The organism is Polymorphobacter fuscus (assembly GCF_011927825.1).
GTDB lineage: Bacteria > Pseudomonadota > Alphaproteobacteria > Sphingomonadales > Sphingomonadaceae > Sandarakinorhabdus > Sandarakinorhabdus fusca.
Genome location: NZ_JAATJI010000001.1, coordinates 1,425,028 through 1,448,567, shown reverse-complemented (window position 1 = coordinate 1,448,567; position 23,540 = coordinate 1,425,028). Strand labels below are relative to the sequence as shown.

At 68.7% G+C, this 23,540-nt stretch carries 23 protein-coding genes; 18 read left to right on the top strand and 5 right to left on the bottom strand.

Annotation, left to right across the window (positions count from 1 at the left end; all coding sequences use genetic code 11):
* Positions 1-26 precede the first annotated feature (26 nt).
* The 6 genes from ychF to ppdK all read left to right on the top strand — a co-directional run bounded on the left by ychF (position 27) and on the right by ppdK (position 8,835).
* On the top strand, positions 27-1,127 hold the full coding sequence (gene ychF, locus GGQ62_RS06925; protein WP_167649514.1) for a redox-regulated ATPase YchF: 1,101 nt from the start codon (positions 27-29) through the stop codon (positions 1,125-1,127).
* 190 nt (positions 1,128-1,317) lie between these two features.
* Entirely contained in the window at positions 1,318-2,499 is a 1,182-nt protein-coding gene (locus GGQ62_RS06920; protein ID WP_152578972.1) for a molybdopterin-dependent oxidoreductase, read from the top strand.
* Positions 2,496-2,813, top strand: coding sequence for a cytochrome c (locus GGQ62_RS06915; RefSeq protein ID WP_152578973.1), 318 nt, complete (start codon positions 2,496-2,498; stop codon positions 2,811-2,813). The genes GGQ62_RS06920 and GGQ62_RS06915 overlap by 4 nt, the downstream gene beginning before the upstream one ends.
* A gap of 61 nt (positions 2,814-2,874) precedes the next feature.
* Positions 2,875-3,726 (top strand): glycine--tRNA ligase subunit alpha, encoded by an 852-nt coding sequence (locus GGQ62_RS06910; protein ID WP_424022225.1) that lies wholly within the window; start codon positions 2,875-2,877, stop codon positions 3,724-3,726.
* Positions 3,723-5,990, top strand: a complete 2,268-nt coding sequence (gene glyS, locus GGQ62_RS06905) for a glycine--tRNA ligase subunit beta (protein ID WP_167649513.1) — start codon at positions 3,723-3,725, stop codon at positions 5,988-5,990. The genes GGQ62_RS06910 and glyS overlap by 4 nt, the downstream gene beginning before the upstream one ends.
* Positions 5,991-6,168: 178 nt before the next feature.
* Positions 6,169-8,835 (top strand): pyruvate, phosphate dikinase, encoded by a 2,667-nt coding sequence (gene ppdK, locus GGQ62_RS06900; RefSeq protein ID WP_152578976.1) that lies wholly within the window; start codon positions 6,169-6,171, stop codon positions 8,833-8,835.
* A 79-nt stretch (positions 8,836-8,914) separates the two neighbouring features.
* Here ppdK and GGQ62_RS06895 read toward each other — a convergent pair whose 3' ends face one another.
* From GGQ62_RS06895 to GGQ62_RS06885, 3 genes are read right to left on the bottom strand one after another with little or no spacing between them, the layout of a single operon-like run.
* Entirely contained in the window at positions 8,915-9,391 is a 477-nt protein-coding gene (locus tag GGQ62_RS06895) for a hypothetical protein (protein ID WP_152578977.1), read from the bottom strand.
* Positions 9,388-10,089: an OmpA family protein gene (locus GGQ62_RS06890; protein ID WP_194163405.1), complete on the bottom strand. Its 702-nt coding sequence runs from the start codon at positions 10,087-10,089 to the stop codon at positions 9,388-9,390. The genes GGQ62_RS06895 and GGQ62_RS06890 overlap by 4 nt, the downstream gene beginning before the upstream one ends.
* 25 nt (positions 10,090-10,114) lie before the next feature.
* Positions 10,115-10,672, bottom strand: coding sequence for a hypothetical protein (locus tag GGQ62_RS06885; RefSeq protein WP_167649512.1), 558 nt, complete (start codon positions 10,670-10,672; stop codon positions 10,115-10,117).
* Between the two features lie 27 nt (positions 10,673-10,699).
* Here GGQ62_RS06885 and GGQ62_RS06880 point away from each other — a divergent pair, with 27 nt between their 5' ends.
* The 4 genes from GGQ62_RS06880 (at position 10,700) to GGQ62_RS06865 (ending at position 15,220) form a co-directional block, all read left to right on the top strand.
* Entirely contained in the window at positions 10,700-12,451 is a 1,752-nt protein-coding gene (locus GGQ62_RS06880; protein ID WP_279379641.1) for an MDR family MFS transporter, read from the top strand.
* The gene (locus GGQ62_RS06875) at positions 12,448-13,437 is read left to right on the top strand and encodes an alpha/beta hydrolase (RefSeq protein WP_152578980.1); all 990 of its coding nucleotides are present in this window, start codon (positions 12,448-12,450) and stop codon (positions 13,435-13,437) included. Before GGQ62_RS06880 ends, GGQ62_RS06875 begins: the two co-directional genes overlap by 4 nt.
* Positions 13,434-14,549, top strand: a complete 1,116-nt coding sequence (locus tag GGQ62_RS06870; protein WP_152578981.1) for an NAD(P)/FAD-dependent oxidoreductase — start codon at positions 13,434-13,436, stop codon at positions 14,547-14,549. Before GGQ62_RS06875 ends, GGQ62_RS06870 begins: the two co-directional genes overlap by 4 nt.
* A 149-nt stretch (positions 14,550-14,698) precedes the next feature.
* Positions 14,699-15,220, top strand: a complete 522-nt coding sequence (locus GGQ62_RS06865; protein ID WP_243446296.1) for a PEPxxWA-CTERM sorting domain-containing protein — start codon at positions 14,699-14,701, stop codon at positions 15,218-15,220.
* Here GGQ62_RS06865 and tgt read toward each other — a convergent pair.
* Entirely contained in the window at positions 15,205-16,338 is a 1,134-nt protein-coding gene (gene tgt / locus GGQ62_RS06860) for a tRNA guanosine(34) transglycosylase Tgt (protein ID WP_152578983.1), read from the bottom strand. The two genes, GGQ62_RS06865 and tgt, sit on opposite strands and share 16 nt — an antisense overlap.
* 89 nt (positions 16,339-16,427) lie before the next feature.
* On the opposite strand from tgt, the gene GGQ62_RS06855 reads away from it, so the two are divergent.
* From GGQ62_RS06855 to GGQ62_RS06825, 7 genes are all read left to right on the top strand, one after another.
* Positions 16,428-17,162 carry a TlyA family RNA methyltransferase gene (locus tag GGQ62_RS06855; protein ID WP_152578984.1) on the top strand — a complete coding sequence of 245 codons (735 nt, stop codon included), beginning with the start codon at positions 16,428-16,430 and terminating at the stop codon, positions 17,160-17,162.
* A gap of 43 nt (positions 17,163-17,205) precedes the next feature.
* Positions 17,206-17,742 carry a TspO/MBR family protein gene (locus tag GGQ62_RS06850; RefSeq protein WP_243446297.1) on the top strand — a complete coding sequence of 179 codons (537 nt, stop codon included), beginning with the start codon at positions 17,206-17,208 and terminating at the stop codon, positions 17,740-17,742.
* A 2-nt stretch (positions 17,743-17,744) separates the two neighbouring features.
* Positions 17,745-18,062, top strand: a complete 318-nt coding sequence (locus GGQ62_RS06845) for an accessory factor UbiK family protein (RefSeq protein ID WP_152578985.1) — start codon at positions 17,745-17,747, stop codon at positions 18,060-18,062.
* A 96-nt stretch (positions 18,063-18,158) separates the two neighbouring features.
* Positions 18,159-18,677, top strand: a complete 519-nt coding sequence (locus GGQ62_RS06840; protein ID WP_152578986.1) for a type III secretion system chaperone family protein — start codon at positions 18,159-18,161, stop codon at positions 18,675-18,677.
* Positions 18,674-19,441: a pyrroline-5-carboxylate reductase gene (gene proC, locus GGQ62_RS06835; protein WP_152578987.1), complete on the top strand. Its 768-nt coding sequence runs from the start codon at positions 18,674-18,676 to the stop codon at positions 19,439-19,441. The genes GGQ62_RS06840 and proC overlap by 4 nt, the downstream gene beginning before the upstream one ends.
* A 6-nt stretch (positions 19,442-19,447) precedes the next feature.
* Entirely contained in the window at positions 19,448-21,091 is a 1,644-nt protein-coding gene (locus tag GGQ62_RS06830) for a Na+/H+ antiporter (protein ID WP_194163406.1), read from the top strand.
* Positions 21,092-21,356: 265 nt separating this feature from the next.
* Entirely contained in the window at positions 21,357-21,956 is a 600-nt protein-coding gene (locus tag GGQ62_RS06825; RefSeq protein WP_167649510.1) for a PEPxxWA-CTERM sorting domain-containing protein, read from the top strand.
* A 58-nt stretch (positions 21,957-22,014) separates the two neighbouring features.
* Here GGQ62_RS06825 and GGQ62_RS06820 read toward each other — a convergent pair whose 3' ends face one another.
* A complete protein-coding gene (locus GGQ62_RS06820; protein WP_243446298.1) occupies positions 22,015-22,542 on the bottom strand; it encodes a MarR family winged helix-turn-helix transcriptional regulator in 528 nt (175 codons plus the stop codon).
* A 94-nt stretch (positions 22,543-22,636) separates the two neighbouring features.
* Between GGQ62_RS06820 and GGQ62_RS06815 the strand changes: the two genes are divergently transcribed.
* Positions 22,637-23,521 (top strand): branched-chain amino acid aminotransferase, encoded by an 885-nt coding sequence (locus GGQ62_RS06815; protein ID WP_152578989.1) that lies wholly within the window; start codon positions 22,637-22,639, stop codon positions 23,519-23,521.
* Positions 23,522-23,540 lie beyond the last annotated feature (19 nt).

The window sequence follows — 23,540 nt, the reverse complement described above, 5'->3', positions numbered from 1 at the left end:
GCCGGGAGGGGAGAAGAAAGACGTTTATGGCCATTCGCTGCGGGATTGTCGGGCTGCCCAATGTCGGCAAGTCGACGCTGTTCAACGCGCTGACGGAAACCGCCAGCGCGGCGGCGGCGAATTACCCCTTTTGCACGATCGAGCCCAATGTCGGCAATGTGCCGGTGCCCGACAGCCGGCTGGACGATCTGGCGCGGATCGGCGGGTCGGCGAAGATCATCGAGGCGCAGCTGGGGTTCACCGATATCGCCGGGCTGGTGCGCGGCGCGTCGAAGGGCGAAGGGCTGGGCAACCAGTTCCTCGCCAATATCCGCGAAACCGACGCCATCGTCCATGTCCTGCGCTGCTTCGAGGACGACGATGTCACCCATGTCGAAGGCCGCGTCGACCCGGTGTCGGATGCCGAGACGGTGGAAACCGAGCTGATGCTCGCCGACCTCGAGAGCCTGGAAAAGCGCGTGCCGGCGTTGCTGAAAAAGGCGACGCAGGGCGACAAGGACGCCAAGGTCCAGGGCCGCGTGCTCGGCGAGGCGCTCGATCTGTTGCGCGATGGCAAGCCGGCGCGGCTGGTGGTCCCCAAGGACGAGGAGGAAGCCCGCGCGCTGCACCAGGCGCAGCTGCTGACGACCAAGCCCGTCCTCTACGTCTGCAATGTCGAGGAAGCCTCGGCCGCCAGCGGCAATGCCCATAGCGCGGCAGTGCAGGCGATGGCGGCCAAGGTGGGTGCCGGCGCGGTGATCATTTCCGCCGCGATCGAAGCCGAAGTGGCGATGATGGAACCGGCCGACCGGCCCGACTATCTGGAAGCGCTTGGGCTGACCGAAACCGGGCTGACGCGGGTGGTGCGCGCGGCGTACGAACTGCTCGGGCTGATCACCTTCTTCACCGTCGGGCCGAAGGAAGCCCGGGCGTGGACGGTGACGCGCGGATCGAGGGCGCCCCAGGCGGCGGGTGCGATCCATGGCGATTTCGAAAAGGGCTTCATCCGCGCCGAAACGATGGCGTTTGCGGATTATGTGAAGTTCAACGGCGAGGCCGGCGCGCGCGAGGCGGGGAAATATCGGTCGGAGGGCAAGGATTATGTCGTGCACGATGGCGATGTGATGTTGTTCCGGTTCAACGTGTAGCGCCGCGAGCGCGCGTGCTGCGCGCCGACAGGCGCAAGCGCGGCCGGCGGGGCGGCGCGGCCTTCGCGCGCCGAACCCGTCCGACGGCGCGGCTTTGCCGTGACGCTGCCTTTTCCACGCAACTGGCGCGGTTCCGGACCCCCGCCTGCGCGGGGGTGACGGCGTTGGGCAGGCGGGCTACACCCCGCCCATGATCGCCCGTCGTCGCTTTCTCGCGCTGTCCGCTATGGCCGGGCCGGCATTTGCGCAGTCGGTCGACCTCCACCTGCCCGGCGGGCCGAGCTTGCGGCCGCTGACGACCGATTTTCCCGGCAAGGGACCGATGATCGTGCAGCGGACGATGGCGCCGCTGCTCGAAACGCCGATGGCGGTGTTCGATGGCGATATCCTGACCCCCAATGACCGGCATTATGTGCGCTGGCACTGGCCGTTCCCGACCGAGGTCGACCCGGTGGCGTTTCGGCTGACCGTGGGTGGCCGGGTAGCGCGGCCGCTGTCGTTGTCGCTCGCCGAATTGCAGCGGCTGCCGCAGGGCGAGATCACCGCGGTCAACCAATGTTCGGGCAATTCGCGCGGGCTGGTGACGCCGCGTGTTGCCGGTGCGCAATGGGGGCATGGCGCGATGGCCAATGCGCGCTGGACGGGGGTGCGGCTGCGCGATGTGCTGGCGCGCGCCGGGGTGCGGCCGGGGGCGGTGGTGGTGCGGTTCGGCGGGCTGGATGTGCCGCCGGTCGCGGGCGCCCCGCAGTTCCTCAAATCGCTCGCCATCGACCATGCGCAGGATGGCGAGGTGATGATCGCCTGGGCGATGAACGGCGCGCCGCTGCCGATCGTCAACGGCTTTCCGCTGCGGCTGGTGGTGCCGGGGTGGTTCGCGACCTATTGGGTCAAGGCGCTCGACCGGATCGAGGTGCTCGACCGGCCCGACGACACTTACTGGATGGCCAAGGCGTACAAGGTGCCGGCCAACCCCGCCGCCGATGTGGCGCCGGGGACGAAGGATTTCCCCGCCGAGCCGATCGGCCGGATGCCGCCGCGATCCTTCATCACCAGCATCGCCGACGGCGCGGTGCGGGCGTGGACACCGCGGCTGGCGGTCGGCGGGGTCGCCTTCGGGGGCGATTCGGGGGTGCGCGGGGTGGAGGTTTCGGGCGATGGCGGGGCGAATTGGGTGCCGGCGCGGCTGGGCGTGGACGCGGGGCGCTACAGCTTCCGGCGCTTCGATGCCGAGGTCGCGGTGGCGCGGGCCGGCGCCGTGCTGATGGCGCGCGCGACCAGTGACGCCGGGCGGGTGCAGCCGATGACGGCGAACTGGAACCCCGGCGGCTATGCCCGCAATGTGGTGGAGACGGTGCGGGTGGGGTTCGCATGATGCGGGCGATCGCCCTGTTCGTGCTGCTCGGCGCGGCGGCGCCGGTGCGGATCGACCTGCCCGATGCCTTTGTGCCCTTCGTCGACATTCCCGGCGGGCCGGCCGCCGATGCAGTCAACGCCAATTGCCTCGGCTGTCATTCGGCCGAGATGGTGCTGACCCAGCCCCGGCTGTCGCCGATCGCCTGGCAGGGCGAGATCGACAAGATGCGGGCCGCCTACAAGGCGCCGGTCGATCCCGGCGACGATGCCGCGATCCTCGCCTGGCTGGTGGCGATGCAGGCGCGTGATAACCGGACAGACTCTGGCGGTTGACCCGTTCGGCTTCGCGCCGCTACACGCGGGGCATATTTTGCACCTGCGAAGGGCCGTTCCGCTGAAGCCGCTGTCGTTCCAGAACATCATCCTGACGCTCCAGAATTATTGGGGCGCGAACGGCTGCGTCATCCTGCAACCCTATGACCTGGAAATGGGCGCCGGCACCTTCCACCCGGCGACGACGCTGCGCGCGCTGGGGCCGGACAGCTGGAACGCCGCCTTTGTGCAGCCGTGCCGGCGGCCGAGCGACGGGCGCTATGGCGAAAACCCCAACCGGCTGCAGCATTATTACCAGTTCCAGGTGATCCTGAAGCCGTCGCCGGACGACCTGATCGACCTGTATCTGGGGTCGCTCGACGCCATCGGCATCGACCGGCGGGTGCACGATATCCGCTTTGTCGAGGACGACTGGGAATCGCCGACGCTTGGCGCCTGGGGGCTGGGCTGGGAAGTCTGGTGCGACGGCATGGAGGTGACGCAGTTCACCTATTTCCAGCAGGTCGGCGGCCATGAATGTGCGCCGGTGGCGGGCGAGCTGACCTATGGGCTCGAACGGCTGGCGATGTATGTGCAGGGCGTCGAGAGCGTCTATGACCTCAGGTACAACGATGCCGGCGTCAGCTATGGCGATGTGTTCCTGAAACAGGAGCAGCAGTTTTCGGCGTATAATTTCGAGCATGCCAATACCGAGCGGCTGTTCCAGCATTTCAAGGATGTGTCGGACGAATGCCGGGCGCTGGTGGAGGCGGGGCTGCCGCTGCCGGCTTATGACCAGGCGATCAAGGCGAGCCATATCTTCAACTTGCTCGGCGCGCGCGGGGTGATTTCGGTCGCCGAGCGCCAGGCCTATATCGGGCGGGTGCGCGATCTGGTGAAGGCCGTCGCGGACGTGTGGGTGGCGCAGGCATGAGCGATTTCCTGCTCGAACTCGCCAGCGAGGAAATCCCGGCGCGGATGCAGGCGGCCGCTGCCGAGCAGCTGCGCACGCGCCTTGTCGACGGGTTGAAGGCGGCAGGCCTTCCGCACGGCGACGTTATTGCCGATGTGACGCCGCGGCGGCTGTGGCTGATCGCGCGCGATGTGGCCGACGCCAGCGCGGCGGCGAGCGAGGAGCGCAAGGGGCCGTCGGCGAGTGCGCCCGAGGCGGCGATCGCGGGGTTCTTGCGCTCCACCGGGTTGACCCGCGACCAGCTCGAGGAGCGGCAGACGCCCAAGGGCGTGGTGCTGTTCGCGCATATCCGCACCGAGGGCCGCCCGGCGGCGGCGATTCTGGCCGAACTGGTGCCGGCCATCGTGCGCGATTTCGCCTGGCCGAAGTCGATGCGCTGGGGGGCCGCATCGGCAGTGGCGGGCAGCCCGCGCTGGGTGCGGCCCTTGACCGGGATCGTGGCGCTGCTCGATGGTGAAGTGGTGCCGTGCGCGGTCCATGGCGTCACCAGCGGGCGGGTGACGCGCGGCCACCGGATCCATGCGCCGGAACCGATCGAAATTGCGGGTGCCGACAGCTATGCGGCGCAGCTGCGCGACGGCAAGGTGATCGTCGCATCGGCGGAGCGGCGGGCGGTGATCGAGGCGGGCGCGGCGGCCGTGGCGGCAGCGCGCGGGCTGGTGGTGCGCGCCGATGCCGGGCTGGTGGCGGAAAATGCCGGGCTGACCGAATGGCCGGTGCCGATGCTGGGGGCGTTCGACGCGGCGTTCCTCGCCGTGCCGCCCGAAGTCATCCAGCTGACGATGCGGACCAACCAGAAATATTTCGCCTGCGAGGATGCCGGCGGCGTGCTGGCGCCGGCATTCGTCTGCGTTGCCAATCTGGAAGCGACCGACGGCGGCACGGCGATCGTGGCGGGCAACGAGCGGGTGCTGAGCGCGCGGCTGGCCGATGCGAAATTCTTCTGGGACCAGGATTTGAAGGCGGAGCTGGAATCCTTCCTGCCCCGGCTGGGCGACATCGTCTTTCACGAGAAACTGGGGACGGTGGCCGACAAGGTCGCGCGGGTGGCGAAGCTGGCGCGCTGGCTGGTGGAAAGTGGCGCGATCACCTCTCCCCTTGCGGGAGAGGTCGGACTCGGCGCAGCCGAGCCGGGTGAGGGGGGTGCGGGCGACGACCCCTCACCCCGCTCGCCTTCGGCGAGTCGCCCTCTCCCGCAAGGGGAGAGGGAGGAACTGGCCGACCTTGCCGAACAGGCAGCACGGCTGTGCAAGGCCGACCTCGTCTCGGCGACGGTTGGGGAATTTCCCGAAGTCCAGGGCATCGCCGGGGCCTATCTGGCGCGGGCGCAGGGGCTGGACGCGCGCGTCGCCGACGCCATCCGCGATCATTACAAGCCGGTCGGGCAGGGGGATGATGTTCCGACGGCACCGGTGAGTGTGGCGGTGGCGTTGGCGGACAAGCTTGATACGTTGGTCGAGTTTTTCGAGGTTGGCGAGTTTCCGACTGGATCTAGAGATCCTTTTGCGCTGCGCAGGGCAGCGCTTGGTGTCATCGCCATCGTTGTGAAGAATGAACTTCGATTGCCGCTTTGGGATGTTGTGCTTGAACGCTTCGGCGCGGTTCACGCAGACTTGGTTACCCTGTCGAAGGTGGAAGTAGGCAGTGCTCCAGCGGATGAGGTTTCCCCAGCGGTCGCACTGGTGGCCACTAAAGCAGTCAGAAACGGACGTCTGTTGTCCTTCTTTGCCGACCGACTAAAAGTTCAACAGCGTGACGCGGGCGTACGGCACGATTTGATTGATGCGGTACTCGCAAATGGCATCGACGATTTGGTTCTTGCGCTCGCACGGGTGCGGGCGCTGCAGTTGGTGTTGGCGACCGAGGATGGGGCCAATCTGCTCGCCGGGGTGAAGCGCGCGGCGAACATTTTGCGTATCGAGGAAGGCAAGGAGGAGGCGTTCGCACCGCAGTCCGACGCTGCGCTGTTCGCCGAACCCGCCGAAACCGCCCTCGCCACGGCGCTCGACACCGCCGTCCCGGCCATCGCTGACGCCGTAGCCCGCGAGGACTTCACCGCTGCCATGGCGGCGCTCGCCGGCTTGCGTCCGGCCGTCGATGCGTTTTTCGATTCTGTCATCGTCAATGCACCCGATCCTGCTATCCGGGCCAATCGGTTGGGATTGCTCGCGCGGTTGCGCGCGGCGGCGAACAGTGTGGCGGACTTTTCGAAGGTCGAAGGGTGAATAGACGCCGTTATGGCATCAGTATCCCTCTCCCGCTTGCGGGAGAGGCGAGAGACGCGCGAAGCGCGGCCCGGGTGAGGGTGTTTCCTCGTCTTCGGCGCGTGGGTACACCCTCACCCGGCGCGCTGGCGCGCGTCTCGCCTCTCCCGCAAGCGGGAGAGGGAATATGGAGCAACAGATGACCAAGTCGGTGTTTCGTTTCGGTGGTGGCAGCGCGGATGGCGATGCGTCGCAGCGTGACCTGCTCGGCGGCAAGGGGGCCAATCTTGCCGAAATGGCGGGGATCGGGCTGCCCGTCCCGCCCGGCCTCACGATCGCGACGTCGGTCTGCGCTGCCTTTTACGATGCCGGCGGCAAGCTGCCCGATGATGTGAAGGCCGATACGCTGGCGGCACTGGCGCATGTCGAGCAGGTCACCGGCAAGACCTTCGGCGATGCCGCCGACCCGCTGCTGGTCTCGGTCCGCTCGGGTGCGCGCGTTTCCATGCCGGGGATGATGGACACCGTCCTCAACCTGGGGCTCAACGATGTCACCGTCGAAGGGCTGGCCAGGGCGTCGGGAAATCCGCGCTTTGCCTGGGACAGCTATCGCCGCTTCATCCAGATGTACGGCGATGTCGTTCTCGAGCTCGATCATTATCTGTTCGAAGATGCGCTGGAAATCGCCAAGGAGGACCGCGGCGTCACGCTCGACACCGAATTGACGGCCGAGGATCTGCAGGGGCTGGTGGCGCGCTACAAGGCGATCGTTGCCGAAAACTGGGGCGATGCCTTTCCGCAGGACCCGCACGAGCAATTGTGGGGCGCCATCGGCGCGGTGTTCGGATCGTGGCGGTCGGACCGGGCGCGGACCTATCGCCGGCTCAACGACATTCCCGAAAGCTGGGGCACCGCCGTCACCGTGCAGGCGATGGTATTCGGCAACCGCGGCGACACTTCGGCGACCGGTGTCGCGTTCACCCGCGATCCGGCCAATGGCGAGCGCGTCACCTATGGCGAATATCTGATCAACGCCCAGGGCGAGGATGTCGTCGCCGGCATCCGCACGCCGCAATATCTGACCAAGGCCGCCCGTGAACGGGCCGGCGCGCGGGCGGCGTCGATGGAAGAGGCGATGCCGGTGGTGTTCGCCGAACTCGCCAAGGTCTTCGCGTTGCTCGAAACCCACTACCGCGACATGCAGGACATCGAATTCACCGTCGAGGACGGGCGGTTGTGGATGCTGCAGACGCGCAGCGGCAAGCGCACCGCCAAGGCGGCGTTGAAGATCGCCGTCGACATGGCGAGCGAAGGGCTGATCACCGAGGCCGAGGCAGTGCTGCGGGTGGAGGCCGGCGCGCTCGACCAGCTGCTGCACCCGACGCTCGACCCCCATGCACCGCGCGACGTCATCACCCGCGGGCTGCCGGCGTCGCCCGGCGCCGCGTCGGGGGCGGTGGTGTTCGACAGCGACACGGCGGAGGCGCGCGCCAAGATGGGCGATGCCGTCATCCTGGTCCGCACCGAAACCTCGCCCGAGGACATTCACGGCATGCACGCGGCGCGTGGCATCCTGACGGCGCGCGGCGGCATGACCAGCCATGCGGCGGTGGTGGCGCGCGGCATGGGGCGGCCGTGCGTTTCGGGCGCCGGCAGCATCAGCATCGACCTGACGGCGCGCACCATGCGCGTCGGCAACCGCATGATCGGCGAAGGCGACCGCATCACTTTGGACGGCACCACCGGCGAGGTGATGGTCGGCGAAGTGGCGACGGTGGAGCCCGAACTGGCGGGCGATTTCGGCCTGCTGATGGAATGGGCCGACAAGCATCGCCGGCTGAAGGTGCGCACCAATGCCGAAACGCCGGCGGACTGCCGCACGGCGCGCGGCTTCGGCGCCGAAGGCATCGGCCTGTGCCGCACCGAGCATATGTTCTTCGAGCCGAGCCGCATCACCAGCGTGCGCCGGATGATCCTGGCGGAAGACGGCGCCGGGCGGGCATCGGCGCTGGCCGAACTGCTGCCCGAGCAGCGCGCTGACTTTGCCCGTATTTTCCGTGAGATGGCCGGGTTGCCGGTGACGATCCGCCTGCTCGACCCGCCGCTGCACGAGTTCCTGCCGCACGACGAGGCGGGCTTTGCCGATGTGGCGGAAGCGACCGGGCTGAGCGTCGGCACGGTGCGGCGGCGGATCGCCGAGCTGCACGAGTTCAACCCGATGCTGGGGCATCGCGGTTGCCGGCTGGGCATCACCTATCCCGAAATCTATGCGATGCAGGCGCGGGCGATCTTCGAGGCCGCGGTGGCGGTGGCGAAGGACACCGGCGAAGCCGTGGTGCCCGAAGTGATGGTGCCGCTGGTGGCGACGGCGCGCGAGCTGGAAATCACCAAGGCGGCGATCGATGCCGAAGCGCGTGCGGTGTTTGCCGAAACCGGCCGCACGCTCGATTACATGGTCGGCACGATGATCGAATTGCCGCGCGCGGCGCTGCGGGCGGCGGAAATCGCCGAATTCGCGGAGTTCTTCAGCTTCGGCACCAACGACCTGACGCAGACCGCGCTCGGCATCAGCCGCGATGACGCATCGCGCTTCCTCGGCGTCTATGTCGAACAGGGCATTTACCCGCGCGACCCGTTCGTCGGCATCGACGAGGAAGGCGTCGGCGAACTGGTGCAGATCGCCACCGATCGCGGCCGCGCGGCGCGTCCGGGGTTGAAGCTGGGCATCTGCGGCGAACATGGCGGCGACCCGGCGAGCATCGCCTTTTGCGAGCGGCTGGGCCTCGATTATGTCAGCTGCTCGCCGTATCGCGTGCCGATCGCGCGGCTGGCGGCGGCGCAGGCGGCGTTGCGCGCGAAGGGGTGAACGACCCCCGGGGAAGGCTATGAACCTCCGCTCGGGATGAGCGGGGGGATGATCGGCTGACCGGGCAGCCCGACCCGCTTCACCCGATCGCGTTGGCCTGTTCGACCCAGTTGTCGCGGGCGATGCGGCCCTTGAAGGCGCCGAGGCGGGCATCGACTTCGGCGACGTCCTCCTCTGACCAGGCGGCGATCTGGCGGACGTGGAAGATGCCGATATCGTTGAGCAAGGTCGCCAGCCGCGGGCCGATGCCGCTGATGACGGTCAGGTCGTCGGGTTCGCCGTCGGGCTCCGCCAGGAACAGTTGCGGCACCGGGCGGCCGGCGGCGGCGAGGCTGGCCTCCAGGGCCTTGATGCGGTTGCCGGCGGCGGCGATGTCGCTTTCGGCGCGGGCGAGCGCGCCGGCGCAGGAATCGAGTTCGCTGCGCAGGCGGGCGACGGTGCTGCCATCGACCGCGACCGGCGCCGGGGTGCGCGCCCAGGCCCACCAGCCGACAAGGACGCCGAGCAGGAAGCCGGCGAAGATCCACGCCCAGATTTCACCGAACAGCCAGATCATGTCGTCTCCTCGGCGCGCAGCCCGGCAGGGCCCTTGCTGATGCGGATGTCGATGGCAGGGGGCATGGCGGTGTCGCCGACGCCGGTTTCGCCGCGGCCGATGGCCTCGATCCGGCGGCGGTCGATGCCGCGATCGGCGAGCGCCACCGCGACAGCTTCGGCGCGCGCCTGCGACAGCGCCAGGTTGCTGGCGGCGGTGCCGGTGACCGGGGTAGCGCCGGTCACGGTGACGCGGTTGCCGGCGCAGGTCGAAAGGATGCGGGCGACAGCGGCAAGGGTGGCGTCGGCGGCGGCCGCGGGGCGGGGGTCGCCGGCGGCAAAGGCGATCGGCTGGGCGGCGAGCAGGGCCGATACCTGCGCCTGGCAGGTGTCGATGGTGGTGCGCACCGGCGCGCGGGGGGCGGCGGCGGGCGCGTCCTCCCACACGGCCCGGCCGACACCGGGCAGGTCGGCGACGGCGGCAAGGGTGCGGGCCCGGGTGGCGGCGTCGGCGGTGCCCGACAGGCGCGCGATGCGCCACGTCCAGCCGTCATCGGTCACCCAGGCGGCGCGGCCATCGGTGATGCCGTTGGCGGCCATGACCGCGGCCGTGCGGCTGCCGAGATCGGACAGCAGCGGCGACCGCACCAGCCGATAGGCGGCCGACGCCAGCAGCGCCGTGCCGGCGACTCCGACGACGAGCTTGACTAGCGGCGCCATGCGGCCGGTTTTCGCAATCGGTGCGTCATGCCGGGCCGAGTTTGCCGAACAGGGTTTCATATTCGGTGTAGCGGCCGCTGCTCAGCAGCACGGCCTGTTCGACCAGCCGGTCGCCGGCGATGCGGCCACGGAAATCCCCCATCTGGGCGTCCATGACCGCCACATCGGCGGCGCTCCAGCCGGCGATCTGGTCGATGCGGGTGATGCCGGCGGCGCGCAGCCGGTCGGCGAACTTGGGGCCGACGCCCTTCAACTGGTGCAGGTCGAGCGGGTCGATGTTGCGGTTTTCGATCGGCGTCGCGGCGGCTTCGCTGCCGGCGCGGGCGCGGGCGAAATCGCGGCGCAGCTTGTCGACTTCGTCGGCGAGCGGGCGAATCTGCGCCTCGCGCGCCTTCAGTTCGACGGCCAGCCGATCGCGTTCGGCGTGGGCGGCGTCGCGTTCGCGCGTCAGCCCGTCGCCGCGTTCCTGCAGGACGGCGACCTTGCGCTTCAGCGGTGCGCGCACGGCCAGGCCGATGAACAGGCCGAGCACCAGCGCCACGATGGCAATGGTGAGCAACAGCGGATCGATGGTGTAGGTCATGACGCAGAACTCCGCTGGAAACAGTCGTTGCGTTTCCATGCCCCGTCCGGGCCGCCTGTTGCAAGCCGCAGTGTCCAAGACGTCTCGACCGGAGCCCTGCTGCACGCTATCGCGGCGGCGACAATGTCGGTCCCCCATGTCTATACGGCGCCGGAAAGGCGCATGGCGCTGGGCGCAGTGCTGATCGTGCTGTTCCTGTCGGCGCTCGACCAGACCATCGTCGCCACGGCGATGCCGCGCATCATCAAGGAACTGTCGGGGCTCGATCGCATTGCCTGGGTGGGGACGGCGTATCTGCTGACCTCCACCGTCACCGTGCCGATCTATGGCAAGCTGGGCGACATCTATGGCCGACGGCCGGTGCTGGTGTTCGGCGTCATCATGTTCCTCGCCGGATCGATGCTGTGCGGGCTGGCCGGGGAGTTCGGCGATCTGGGTGTCATCGGGGACGGCATGAACCAGCTGATTGCCTGTCGGGCGCTGCAGGGGCTGGGGGCAGGTGCCTTGACCACCGGCGCCTTTGCCGTCGTCGCCGACATCGCTCCGCCGGCCGAACGCGGCAAATACACCGGCTATTTCGGCGCCATGTTCGGCTTTGCCGGGCTGCTGGGGCCGGTCGTCGGCGGTTTTCTGACCGACCATGCGACGACGAACGTGCTCGGCCATGTCGTCAGCGGCTGGCGCTTCATCTTCTATGTCAATCTGCCGCTGGGGCTGGTGGCGCTGTACATATTGCTGACCCGCCTGCCGGCCGGATCGCGCGGCGCCGATGCGCGGATCGACTGGGCGGGCAGCGGGTTGATCGTGGCGGCAACGGTGCCGCTGCTGCTCGCCTTGACCTGGGGCGGGCAGGGCGCCGGGCTGGCGGCGTGGACGTCGCCGCAGGTGCTCGGCGGGCTGGGCGTGTCTGTCGTGGCGCTGGTCGCCTTCCTCATGGTGTCGCGCGGCAAGAGCTGGGCGGTGGTGCCGCTCGACCTGTTCGACGATGCCGTGGTCGCGCGCGCCAACATCGCGCTGTTCCTTGTCAACCTGGGCTATATCGGCGTGCCGATATTTCTGCCGCTATACCTGCAGGTCGTGCGCGGGCTGTCGGCGAGCCAGAGCGGATTTGCCATGCTGCCGCTGCTCGGCGGCATCCTGACCGGGTCGGTCATCGCCGGGCGCACGGCGCGCAAGACGAAATTGTACAAGCCGGTGCTGATCGCCGGCGGCATCACCGCGCTGCTGGCGTGCGCGGCGATGACGCAGCTGACCGCTGCGACCCCGCGCTGGATGCTGAGCCTGACGCTGGCGGCGCTGGGGCTGGGGCTGGGACCGGCGCAGGGGATGTTCACCCTGGCGATCCAGAGCGCCGTCGACCATGCCCGCGTCGGCGTGGCGACGGCATCGGCACAATTCTGCCGGCAGATCGGCGCCACCATCGGCGTCGCCATGTTCGGCGCGTTGCTGACGCATCATCTGGCCGGGGAGCTGGACGTGCGCGTGCCCGAACTGGCGGTCGCCGGACAATCGGTGTCGCTGTCGCAGGCGCAGACGCTGGCGATGGACGGCGCCGCGCTCGATGCCACGCTGGCGCGGCGGGGCATCGCCGACCCGGCGGCGGCGGCGCGGGTGGCGGCCGGGCTGCAGACCAGCTTTGCCGGGGCGATCGAGGCGCTGTTCCCGGTCAGCCTGGTGCTGATGCTGGCGGCGTTCGGCTTCACCCTGGCGATCCCGGCGCGCGAACTGCGCGGCCGGGTCGAAGCCGAGCCGGCGGACGGCACGCCGGCGGCAGCGTGACCGATAGTGCCACCCGCCGGCGGACGTTGCCGGCCGGCGGCGCCACCGGGCTTCAGGTGATGGCCGATGGCGCGCGGTTGCGGACGATGGTCTGGCCGGGGCGCGCCGGCGGGCCGGGGTCGCTGCTGGTCCTGACCGGGCGTGCCGATTTCATCGAAAAATATGCCGAGACCCTCCATGACCTGGTCGATGCCGGCTGGGGCGTGGCGAGTTTCGACTGGCGCGGCCAGGGCCTGTCCGGCCGGGTCGGCGACACGGCGATGAAGGGCGCGGCGCCGGCGGGCGGGTTCGGCACCTGGCTCGCCGATCTCGATGCCATGGTCGGCTGGTTCCGCAGCGTCCTGCCGCCGCCTTGGAGCGCGATCGGCCATTCGATGGGCGGGCATCTGCTGTTGCGGCATCTGGCGGGTGAGAATGCCGAGTTCGCGGCGGCGGTGCTGACGGCGCCGATGATGGGCGTTTCGGCGCGGCCGCTGGGGGCGCCTTTGGCGCGGCGGCTGGCGCGGCTGATGACGATGCTGGGGCGCGGCGGCGACTATGTCTGGCGCGGCGGGGATTATGTGCCGGGCACCGCAGGGTCGGTGCGCCAGCGGCTGCTGACCAGCGATGCCGATCGCTACCTCGACGAGGCGTGGTGGATTGCGCAGAACCCGGCGCTGGCGCTGGGCAGCGCGACCTGGGGCTGGCTGGATGCGGCGTTCGCGTCGCTCGATGCACTGCTGGTGCCGCCGCCGGGGCTGCGCGGCACCGGCGAGGGGGCGCGGTCGGTGCCGGCGTTGCAGCGCATCACGACGCCGGTGCTGGTGCTGGTGCCGGAAAGCGACGGGCTGGTCGATGGCGACATCACCCGCACCGCGGTGGCGCGGATGGCGACCGGGCAGCTGGAGGTGGTGGCGGCCACGGGGCATGAGTTGCTGCGCGAAGCCAGCGACATCCGGGCGCGGGTGCTGGCGCGGGCGACGCAATTTCTGCAGGGTGCGGCATGACCTTCGATATCGCCATCATCGGTGCCGGCATCGCCGGGGCAAGCCTGGCCTGGTCGCTGGGCCGGCAATCGGGCGGCCGGCTGCGCGTCGCGTTGATCGAGATGGAATCGGCGCCGGGTTACCACACCACCGGGCGGTCGGCGGCGTTCTGGGTGGAGAGCTATGGCGGGCCGGGGGTGGTGCCGCTCAGCCGGGCGTCGCGGGCGTTTTTCATGGAGCCGCCGCCGGGATTCGCCGCAGCGCCGCTGCTGTCCCCGCGCCCGGGGCTGACGGTGGCGCCGCCCGATGATGCCGGTGACCTCGATACGCTGGCGGCCGCGTTCGACGCCGGCGGCACGGTATATCGCCGGCTCGATGCCGAAGCGCTCACGGCCTGGCCGATCCTGAAGCCCGAATGGCGGACGCGCGGGCTGTTCGAGCCCGACAGCTACGATATCGACGTGGCGGCGCTGCACCAGGGCTATCTGCGCGGCGTGGACGGGTGGAAACCGGCGGTGATTACCGATGCCGCGGTGTCGGCAATCGCGCGGGATGGCGATGGCTGGACGCTGGCGACCAGGGCCGGGCCGATCACCGCGACAATTGTGGTCAACGCCGCCGGCGCTTGGGCCGATGGCGTGGCGGCGCTGGCGGGGGCGCGGCCGCTCGGGCTGCAGCCGCTGCGGCGGACGATGGCGGTGCTGGCGATCGACCCGCCGCCGCCCGCCGACCTGCCGGTGGTGTTCGACGCCCGGGGACGGTTCTACTGCAAGCCCGATGGCGGCCGGCTGTGGTTGAGCCCGCACGACGAAACCCCCGATGTGCCGCACGACGTGCGCCCCGACGAGATGGACCTTGCCGTCGTCATCGACCAGTTCGAACAGGCGAGCACGGCGCGGGTGGTGCGGCTCGATTCGAGCTGGGCGGGGCTGCGCACCTTTGCCCCCGACCGTCTGCCGGTGTTCGGCTGGGACGGCGCGGTCGCGGGGCTGTTCTGGTGCGCCGGGCAGGGCGGCTTCGGCATCCAGACAGCGCCGGCGGCGGGGCAGCTGTGCGCGGCGTTGCTGCTGGGGGAAGCGCCGGCGGTCGATCCCGCGCCCTACCGGGCGACACGCTTCGAAAGAATTGATTAAGCATTTCGGTTCAAAAGGTTTTTTGCCACCGGCAAGGTTTTGCCGGTTGCCTTTTCGGCCGAATCCGTTACGGGTACGGACAACCTGCTAAGATTGGAAGAACGATGGTGGCTGTCCTCCGACCGGCTCTGATGTGCCTTGCCATGCTGTTGGCAGCCCCGGCTGCGGCCAAACAGGATTTCACCGACACGGCGATGGTCGTCACCGACCTCGGCGGGGGCCTTTATGGCTTTCGGCAGGGCGGCTGGTTTCAGAACGCGGTCGTTTCCGGCACATTTTATGGCGAGGATGCCAATGGCGACGGGCTGTTGCGCTATTCCGACTGGGAAATTCTCGACTTTTCGATGCGCTTTACCGGCAATGACAATGCCAAGGCGTTCACGCTGGGGTTCAATGACCTGTTCGGCCTCGACTATCGCCTCGATGGTTTTGGCGGCTTTGAGGGCCAGTCGTTCGACGGCGCTTTCGACGGGGCGCCGATCGGCGGGATTGCCGCTGGCAAGCGCAACCAGCGCTATTTGACCGGTGCCGGCATGTTCCAGGCTTGCGGCGATATCCAGTTGTGCGGGGCAGTGGCCAATGTGCCCGAGCCGTCGACCTGGCTGATGTTGATCGCCGGCTTCGGGTTGACCGGCGCGGTGCTGCGCCGCCGTTCCTATCGCGCGGCGTAACGCGCCAGGAAATCGGCGGCGAACCGGGCCAAGCTGCGCTCGGCGATCGCCGCCCGCAACCCGGCCATGAGCGCCTGGTAGAAGCCGATATTATGCTCGGTCATCAGCATGGCGCCGAGCATTTCCCCCGATTTGACGAGATGGTGGAGATAGGCGCGGCTGACCGCGGCCGGCCCGGTGCAGACCGGGCAGGGGCAATCCGCGTCGAGCGGCGCCAGATCCTCGGCATGGCGGGCGTTGCGCAGGTTGATCGGGCCGTCATGGGTGAAGGCCTGGCCGTTGCGACCCGACCGCGTGGGCAGCACGCAATCGAACATGTCGACACCACGCAGCACGGCGCCGACGATATCGTCGGGCTTGCCGACGCCCATCAGGTAGCGCGGCGCAGCTTCGGGCAGTTGTGCGGTGGCGTAGTCGAGGACGCCGAACATGGCGGGCTGGCCTTCGCCGACCGCGAGCCCGCCGATGGCATAGCCGTCGAAGCCGATCGCCTGCAGCGCGCCGGCGGATTCGGCGCGCAGGCGTTCGTCGAGCCCGCCCTGCTGAATGCCGAACAGCGCGGCGCGCGTCGCGTGGTCCGGGGCGGAATCGAAGGCGGCGCGGCTGCGGGCGGCCCAGCGCATCGATCGCGCCATGGCGGCTTCGACCACGTCGCGCGGCGCCGGCAGGGCGACGAGCTCGTCGAACGCCATGACGATGTCGGAGCCGAGCAGCCGCTGGATCTCGATCGAGCGTTCGGGGCTCATCATGTGGCGGGTGCCGTCGAGATGGCTGGCGAAGGCGACGCCGTCCTCACTGCGCTTGGTCAGCGCCGACAGGCTCATCACCTGGTAACCGCCGCTGTCGGTGAGGATCGGCCGGTCCCAGCCCATGAAGGCGTGGAGGCCGCCCAGTCGCGCGATGCGCTCGGCGCCGGGGCGCAGCATCAGGTGGTAGGTGTTGCCGAGGATGATGTCGGCGCCGGCGGCGCGGACTTCGGCGGGGCGCAGGCCTTTGACGGTGGCGGCGGTGCCGACCGGCATGAAGGCGGGGGTGCGGATGGTCCCGCGCGCCATGGTGATGGTGCCGGTGCGGGCGGCGCCGTCGGTAGCGGCGATGTGGAAGGCGAAACGGGGCATGGGGCGCGTCTAGCGGGGGGCGGGGGGGAAAGGAAGAACCACCCCCGGCCCCGCCTTGAAGAAAGGCGGGGAGAGGATAAGGGAAGGGGATGAAGACCCGGATCGATCAACTGCTGGCGGAGCGCGGGCTGGCGGAGAGCCGGACGCGGGCACAGGCGCTGATCCTGGCTGGGCTGGTGTACGTCGGCACGCGTAAGGTGGCCAAGGCCGGCGAGATGGTCGCTGCGGACGCCGAAGTGACGGTGAAGGGGCGGGACCACCCCTGGGTGTCGCGCGGCGGGGTCAAGCTGGCGCATGGGCTTGACCATTTCGGCTGGGAGGTGGCGGGCGCGGTGGCGATCGACGTGGGGTCGTCCACGGGGGGGTTTACGGATGTGCTGCTGTCGCGCGGCGCGGCGCGGGTCTTTGCGGTCGATTCGGGGACCAACCAGCTGGCGTGGAAGCTGCGCAGCGATCCGCGGGTGGTCGTGCTGGAGCAATTGAGCGCGCGGCTGCTGACGCCCGAGCATATCCCCGAGCCGGTCGACCTGATCGTCTGCGATGCCAGTTTCATCGGGCTGGCCAAGGTGCTGGCGGTGCCGATGGGGTTCGCCAGACCCGGGGCGCGGCTGCTGGCGCTGATCAAGCCGCAGTTCGAGGCCGGCAAGGCCGAGGTCGGCAAGGGCGGGGTGGTGCGCGACCCGGCGGTGCATGACCGCGTCTGCGCCGAGGTGGCGGCATGGCTGGGCGCGCAGGACGGCTGGCGGGTGCTGGGGGTGGAACGCAGCCCGATCACCGGGCCCGAGGGCAATGTCGAGTTCCTGATCGCGGGCGAACGCGGCTAGCGAAGGGTTTTGCGGCGGCGCAATATCGGCTATGCTCGCACCGATGGTAGCTGCCGCCCTTCCCCTTACCGGCCAGCGTGGGTCGATGTGGCGGGCCGGCATCGTGCTGGCGCCGCTGCTGTTGCTGCTCGGCGGCCTGTCGGCGCGGATCGCCGGGTCGACGGAGGACAATGGCTGGTACCAGACGCTGGTGCTGCCGGCGTTGCAGCCGCCGGGGCCGGTGTTCGGCATCGCCTGGTCGATCCTGTACACGACCATCGCCATCGCCGCGGCGATCGTCTGGGGGCACAAGCGTGCCGAGGGGCGCGGATTGGCGCTCGGGCTGTTCGCACTGGGCTTTGTCATCAACCTGGCGTGGTCGCCGGTGTTCTTCCGGATGCACCTGATCCTGCCGGCAATGGTCATCATCGCGGTGATGCTGATTGTCGCGGTGGCGACGACCTCCGCCTTTGCGCGGGTCAGCCGGGTGGCGGCGTGGCTGATGCTGCCCTATCTTGTGTGGCTGGGCTTTGCGCTGTCGCTCAATGCCAGTATCTGGCGGCTCAACCAGGCCGCCGACGCCACACAACTCGGGATTTGACCATGCAGACCGAAAACAAGCTGTTCGAGGATTTTTCCAAGGTTGCCACCGCCGCCATGGGCACGCTCGCCGGGGTGACCCGCGAAGTCAGCGAGGACGCCCGCCGCCGGGCGCGCGATTTCGTCGGCACCGCCGACGCCGTGGACCGCGATGAATTCGAAGCGGCGAAGGCCAATGCCGTCGCGGCGCGCGAAGCCGTGGAAACGCTGCGGACCGAGATCGCATCGCTGCGCACCGAAATCGCGTCGCTGAAGGCCGAGATCCGGTCGGCGCGCGTCGAGATCGCCGCGCCGGCCGTCGACAGCCCGCCGGCCGCATGATTATCCACAGCTTGTTCGCTGCGAAACGAATCGGCGGCTTGCCGAATCATCGGGGGGTTGCGAGCGTTCGGGCAAGCGCCGTGGACAGGAGACCGCATGGCCCTCGTTGACATCGATTACACGCCGGCGCCGGCAGCGCCGATCGACATGCTCGAACATGTGTTCGACGCCAATGGCTGGGCGTTCGAACGGTCGGGCGATGAGGAGATCAGCACCTCGATCAAGGCCGGCTGGGCGACCTATGAGCTGCGGGCCCTGTGGCGCGACGACGAGCGCGTGCTGCAGATCATTGCCCGCGCCGACCTGGTGGCGCCCGACGAACGGCGCCCGGCGGTCTATGAGGCGCTGGGCCGGATCAACGAACAGCTGTGGATGGGCCATTTCGAGCTGTGGTCGGCCGATGGCACGGTGATCTTCCGTCATGCGACGCTGCTCGACAATGACGACGACGAACATGCGCCCGACCTGACGATCGGCCAGGCCGAAGTGCTCGTCGAAGCCGCGGTCGACGAGTTCGAGCGTTTTTACCCGGTGTTCCAGCTGGTGATGTTCGCCGACCACAGCCCCGTCGATGCGCTGGCGGCGGCGCTGCTGGAAACCGTCGGAGAGGCATGACGGCGCCGATCTGGCTGCTCGGTTGTGGCCATATGGGCGGCGCACTGCTGGCGCGCTGGCTGGCCGAGGACATGGGGCCAGTGGCGGTGATCGACCCGAACCCGCGGTTGCTGCCCGATGGCGTCGAGGCGAGCGCGGTGCCGCCGGACGGCCGTCCCGATGTGCTGGTGCTGGCGGTCAAGCCGCAGGTCTGGCGCGCGGCGGCGGCGCCGCTGCTGGCGCAGATCGGTCCGATGACGCTGGTCGTGTCGGTGATGGCCGGGGTCACGACGGCCGATCTTGCGGCGGCCTTTCCGGGTGCCGCGATCATCCGTGCCATGCCCAACACGCCATCGGCGATCGGCCAGGGGGTGACGGCGCTGTTCACCACGGCCGGCGACCTGGCGGAAGGCGCCGGCGAGGCGTTGTTCAGCGCGGCGGGCGCGACGGTCTGGCTGGCCGACGAAGGGGATTTCGATGCGGTGACGGCGGTGTCCGGGTCGGGCCCGGCCTATGTCTTTGCCTTCATCGAGGCGTTGGCGGCAGCAGGGGTTGCGGCCGGGCTGGCGCCGGTTCTCGCGGACCGGCTGGCGCGCGCGACGGTGACCGGGGCGGCGGCGCTGGCGGCGGCCGAGGCGGCGGTGCCGGCGGCGGAATTGCGGACGCGGGTGACATCGCCCGGCGGCACGACGGCGGCGGGGCTGGCGGTGTTGCAGCCGGGCCTCGCGCCGCTGGTCGCGGCAACGGTATCGGCAGCGGCGGCGCGATCCCGGGCGCTCGGGTAGCCGGCTTTGGAAATCGTTTCGATCGTCCTGATCCTGCTGGTTGCGGTCGTTGTCAGCGGGGCGATTTCGCGGATGCTGCCGTTTTCGGCGCCGGCGCCGCTGGTGCAGATCGCGCTGGGGGCGATGGTCGGGCTGGTCGCCGATGTGCGGGTGGAACTGAACCCCGAACTCTTTCTGCTGCTGTTCCTGCCGCCGTTGCTGTTCCTCGATGGCTGGCGGATTCCCAAGGACGAATTGTTCCAGGACCTTGCCGCGGTCACCGGGCTGGCGCTGGGGCTGGTGCTGCTGACCGTCATCGGCATGGGCTTTTTCATCAACTGGATGATCCCGGCGATGCCGCTGGCGGTGGCATTCGCGCTGGCGGCGGTGGTGTCCCCCACCGATCCGATCGCGGTGTCCGCCATCGCGGCGCGGGTGCCGATCCCGAAGCGGATGATGCACATATTGGAAGGCGAATCGCTGCTCAACGATGCGTCGGGGCTGGTCTGCCTGCGCTTTGCCGTGGCGGCGGCGCTGACCGGCAGTTTTTCACCGTCCGCGGCGGCGGCCAGTTTTCTGTGGACAGCGGGCGCCGGACTGGCGGTCGGCGTGTTCGTGACGCTGGCGGTGACGCAGACCAAGGCCTGGGTGTCGCGGATTTATGGCGAGGACACCGGGTCGCAGGTGCTTGTCAGCCTGCTGATTCCCTTTGCCGCCTATCTGCTTGCCGAGGAAGTCCATGCATCGGGCATCCTGGCAGCGGTCGCGGCGGGGGTGACGATGTCCTTTGCCGATGTGGCGAGCGAGGCGATGGCGGCCACCCGGATGCGGCGCAATTCGGTGTGGGACATGATCCAGTTCACCCTCAACGGCATCATCTTCGTGTTGCTGGGCGAGCAGTTGCCGCGGATCCTGGCGAGCGCGCGGGCCACGGTGCAGTTGACCGACCATGTCGAGCCCTGGTGGTTGAGCGTCTATGTCCTGGCCATTGTCGCGGGGCTGGTCGTGTTGCGCTTTGCCTGGGTGTGGGTGTCGTTCCGGCTGACGCTGCTGCGGCGCCGGCGTGACGGCACGGCGGACGTGCCGCACAGCCCGGACTGGCGGCTGTTCGCGGCGATGTCGGCGGCCGGGGTGCGCGGCGCGATCACGCTCGCCGGCGTGCTGACGCTGCCGCTGGCCATGGCCGATGGCGCCGCCTTTCCGGCGCGCGACCTGGCGATCTTCCTGGCAACGGGCGTCATCATCGTGTCGCTGGTGCTGGCCAGCGTGGTGCTGCCACTGCTGCTGCGCGGGCTGACGATGCCCGCCGAGCCGTCGAAACAGGCCGAGGAGGACCGGGCCCGGGTGCTGGCGGCGGAAGCGGCGATCCGCGCCATCGAAAGCACCCAGCACCGGCTGGCCGAAGGGCGGAGCGACGCCGACATCTTCGCGGCGGCCGGCGCGCGGATCATGGGCATTTACCGCCAGCGGATCGAAAGCCGCAGCCGGCAGGGCCAGGCCGGCCGCGACGCCGCCCAGCAGGAGCGCATCGAGCGCGAGCTGCTGCTGGCCGCCGTTGCCGCCGAGCGCGGGGTGATCGCCGAGCACCTGCGCGAACGCCGGATCGGCAGCGCCGCCGGACACAAGCTGATCCGCGAGCTTGACCTGATCGAGGTCCGTTTCAAGGGCTGATCGGTCGGCGGTAATGGCGCCACGGGGTCGCGTTGGCAGACCCGCCTGTGAAATTTGCAATTTTCCCAATATGTTACGGATGTGGGACGATTGTCGGCAGGGTTTACACTGTCCTAACCCGTAACGATCTTTACGACCATGAAGGAAAGGATAATTTCACCATACTTTCATAGGTTTGCATCGACCATTACCGATACGTAACCAAGCTGGCATATTGCTTGCATAGATATGAATGCGGGGGACATTCGCAACAATCGGAGATCACATGAAGCGCGTACTGGTTAGCATTGCAGCACTTTTGGCAGCGACGACGGCGCACGCCAGCATCACGCCGACGCTCGTCGGCGGCCCGGTCGATGTCGGCAACGGCACCTATCGTTACACCTACAACGCCCTTCTGGCCTCTGACCAGGCTCTGGAAACCGGCAGCTACTTCACCCTTTATGACGTCGGCGGCTTCGTCGGCTTCGGCAACCTCGGCACCGGCTTCAGCGGCACGACGCAGCTGCTCGGCCTGACGCCCGGCAACACCATCCCGAACGACAGCGCTTCGATGCTGAACGTCAGCTTCATCTACAGCGGCCCGACGTTCAACTTCGATGGCCCGACGTCGGAGCGGGATCTCGGCAATTTCGAGATCTTCTCGACCCAGCTCGGCACGCGTTTCGATGACTTCACCTCGGAAGCCATGCGCAACGCCGGCCCGACGCGCGGTTCGCTGGTCGCCACCATCGGCACCAACGCCGTCACCGTTCCCGGCGCCGTGCCGGAACCGGCGATGTGGGGCATGATGATCGTCGGCTTCGGCATGGTCGGCCTGCAGATGCGCGGCCGCAAGGCCCGCGGCGCCGCCGTCTCCGCCTGAGACGATTGCGTTGCGAGATGGGGAGCCGGCCGGAAGGCCGGCTCCCTTTTTCATGGCGTCAAGGTTTGCGCAGGCTTTCCACCAGGGCCCGGTCTTCGGGCGCGATCAGGCCGATCAGCACCGACCAGAAGCCGGTGACGGCGGTTTGTCCGGCCTCGCCATAGGCGCGCGCCATGCCCTGCTCCAGTTCGGCGAACAGCGCCGCCTCCAGCTCGGCGCCGGCAGCGGTCAGCCGCAGCAACCGCTGCCGGCGGTCCTGGGTGCCGACCGTCAGTTCGACCAGCCCCCTTGCCTGCAACTCGTTGAGAACGCGGCCCAGCGACTGTTTGGTGATGGCAAGCAGCCGCAGCAGGTCGCCGACGGCAAGCCCCGGGCTGCGCGCAATGAAATACAGCGCCCGGTGATGGGCACGCCCGAAGCCTTCGGCCGCCAGGATGGTGTCGGCGCCGCGCACCATCGCCTGATAGCCGAAATAGAGAAGCTCGATACCGCGGCGGATTTCATCTTCGCGCAGGTAGAGCGGCGAGGCCGGCGCCATCGGCAGCGGCGCGATCAGGCGATCGGAGGCGCGATTTGGGACAGTCATGTTGACATATCTTGCACATTTCCCTAGCGCGAGGCAAGAAGCTGGCGATGGCGACGCGCCATCCGGAATATAATTGCTGCAAGGACCGACCGAAATGACCGATGCGACGTTTGACGACCGGGATGGCTTCATCTGGTTCGACGGCGCGCTGCGGCCGTGGCGCGACGCCAATGTCCATGTCCTGACCCACGCCATGCATTATGCCAGCGCCGTGTTCGAAGGCGTGCGCTGCTATGGCGGCAATGTCTTCGCGCTGTCCGAACACAGCCAGCGCCTGATCGATTCCGCCAAGATCCTGGGTTTCACCCTGCCATGGAGCCGCGACGAGATCGACGCCGCGATCAATGAAACGGTCGCTGCCAACGGCCTGACCAACGCCTATGTGCGCCCGATCGCCTGGCGCGGGTCGGAACAGATGGGTGTTTCGGCGCAGCGCACCAAGCCGCACATGGCGATCGCGTGCTGGGAATGGGGGGCCTATTTCGGCGCGGAGGCGCTCGCCAAGGGGTTGCGGCTCAACATTGCACCGTGGCGCCGGCCGGCACCCTATACGGCGCCGACCAAGTCGAAGGCGGCCGGGCTGTACATGATCTGCACCATGTCGAAGCACGCCGCCGAGGATGCCGGCTATAATGATGCGCTGATGCTCGATTGGCGCGGCCAGGTGGCGGAAGCGACCGGCGCGAACGTGTTCTTCATGAAGGATGGTGTGCTGCACACGCCGACGCCCGACTGTTTCCTCGACGGCATCACCCGGCGGACGGTGATGAAGCTGGCGCGGCGGCGCAATATCGAGATCATCGAACGCGTCATCTGGCCCGAGGAGCTGGAGAGTTTCGAACAGGCGTTCCTGACCGGCAGCGCCGCCGAAGTGACGCCGCTGGCCGAAATCGGGCCCTGGCGGTTCGAGGTTGGTGCGATGACGCAGCAGCTGGCGCGGGATTATTCGGACCATGTCAACGGCCGGCTGGCTCTTTGACAGGGCCGTTCGACGGGGC

Excerpts from the sequence above, each read along its gene's own strand:
- ychF (WP_167649514.1), top strand. The coding sequence starts at position 27 with ATGGCCATTCGCTGCGGGATTGTCGGGCTGCCCAATGTCGGCAAGTCG.
- GGQ62_RS06920 (WP_152578972.1), top strand. The coding sequence starts at position 1,318 with ATGATCGCCCGTCGTCGCTTTCTCGCGCTGTCCGCTATGGCCGGGCCG.
- GGQ62_RS06915 (WP_152578973.1), top strand. The coding sequence starts at position 2,496 with ATGATGCGGGCGATCGCCCTGTTCGTGCTGCTCGGCGCGGCGGCGCCG.
- glyS (WP_167649513.1), top strand. The coding sequence starts at position 3,723 with ATGAGCGATTTCCTGCTCGAACTCGCCAGCGAGGAAATCCCGGCGCGG.
- ppdK (WP_152578976.1), top strand. The coding sequence starts at position 6,169 with ATGACCAAGTCGGTGTTTCGTTTCGGTGGTGGCAGCGCGGATGGCGAT.
- GGQ62_RS06895 (WP_152578977.1), bottom strand. The coding sequence starts at position 9,391 with ATGATCTGGCTGTTCGGTGAAATCTGGGCGTGGATCTTCGCCGGCTTC.
- GGQ62_RS06890 (WP_194163405.1), bottom strand. The coding sequence starts at position 10,089 with ATGGCGCCGCTAGTCAAGCTCGTCGTCGGAGTCGCCGGCACGGCGCTG.
- GGQ62_RS06885 (WP_167649512.1), bottom strand. The coding sequence starts at position 10,672 with ATGACCTACACCATCGATCCGCTGTTGCTCACCATTGCCATCGTGGCG.
- GGQ62_RS06870 (WP_152578981.1), top strand. The coding sequence starts at position 13,434 with ATGACCTTCGATATCGCCATCATCGGTGCCGGCATCGCCGGGGCAAGC.
- tgt (WP_152578983.1), bottom strand. The coding sequence starts at position 16,338 with ATGCCCCGTTTCGCCTTCCACATCGCCGCTACCGACGGCGCCGCCCGC.
- GGQ62_RS06855 (WP_152578984.1), top strand. The coding sequence starts at position 16,428 with ATGAAGACCCGGATCGATCAACTGCTGGCGGAGCGCGGGCTGGCGGAG.
- GGQ62_RS06850 (WP_243446297.1), top strand. The coding sequence starts at position 17,206 with ATGGTAGCTGCCGCCCTTCCCCTTACCGGCCAGCGTGGGTCGATGTGG.
- GGQ62_RS06845 (WP_152578985.1), top strand. The coding sequence starts at position 17,745 with ATGCAGACCGAAAACAAGCTGTTCGAGGATTTTTCCAAGGTTGCCACC.
- GGQ62_RS06840 (WP_152578986.1), top strand. The coding sequence starts at position 18,159 with ATGGCCCTCGTTGACATCGATTACACGCCGGCGCCGGCAGCGCCGATC.
- proC (WP_152578987.1), top strand. The coding sequence starts at position 18,674 with ATGACGGCGCCGATCTGGCTGCTCGGTTGTGGCCATATGGGCGGCGCA.
- GGQ62_RS06825 (WP_167649510.1), top strand. The coding sequence starts at position 21,357 with ATGAAGCGCGTACTGGTTAGCATTGCAGCACTTTTGGCAGCGACGACG.
- GGQ62_RS06820 (WP_243446298.1), bottom strand. The coding sequence starts at position 22,542 with ATGACTGTCCCAAATCGCGCCTCCGATCGCCTGATCGCGCCGCTGCCG.
- GGQ62_RS06815 (WP_152578989.1), top strand. The coding sequence starts at position 22,637 with ATGACCGATGCGACGTTTGACGACCGGGATGGCTTCATCTGGTTCGAC.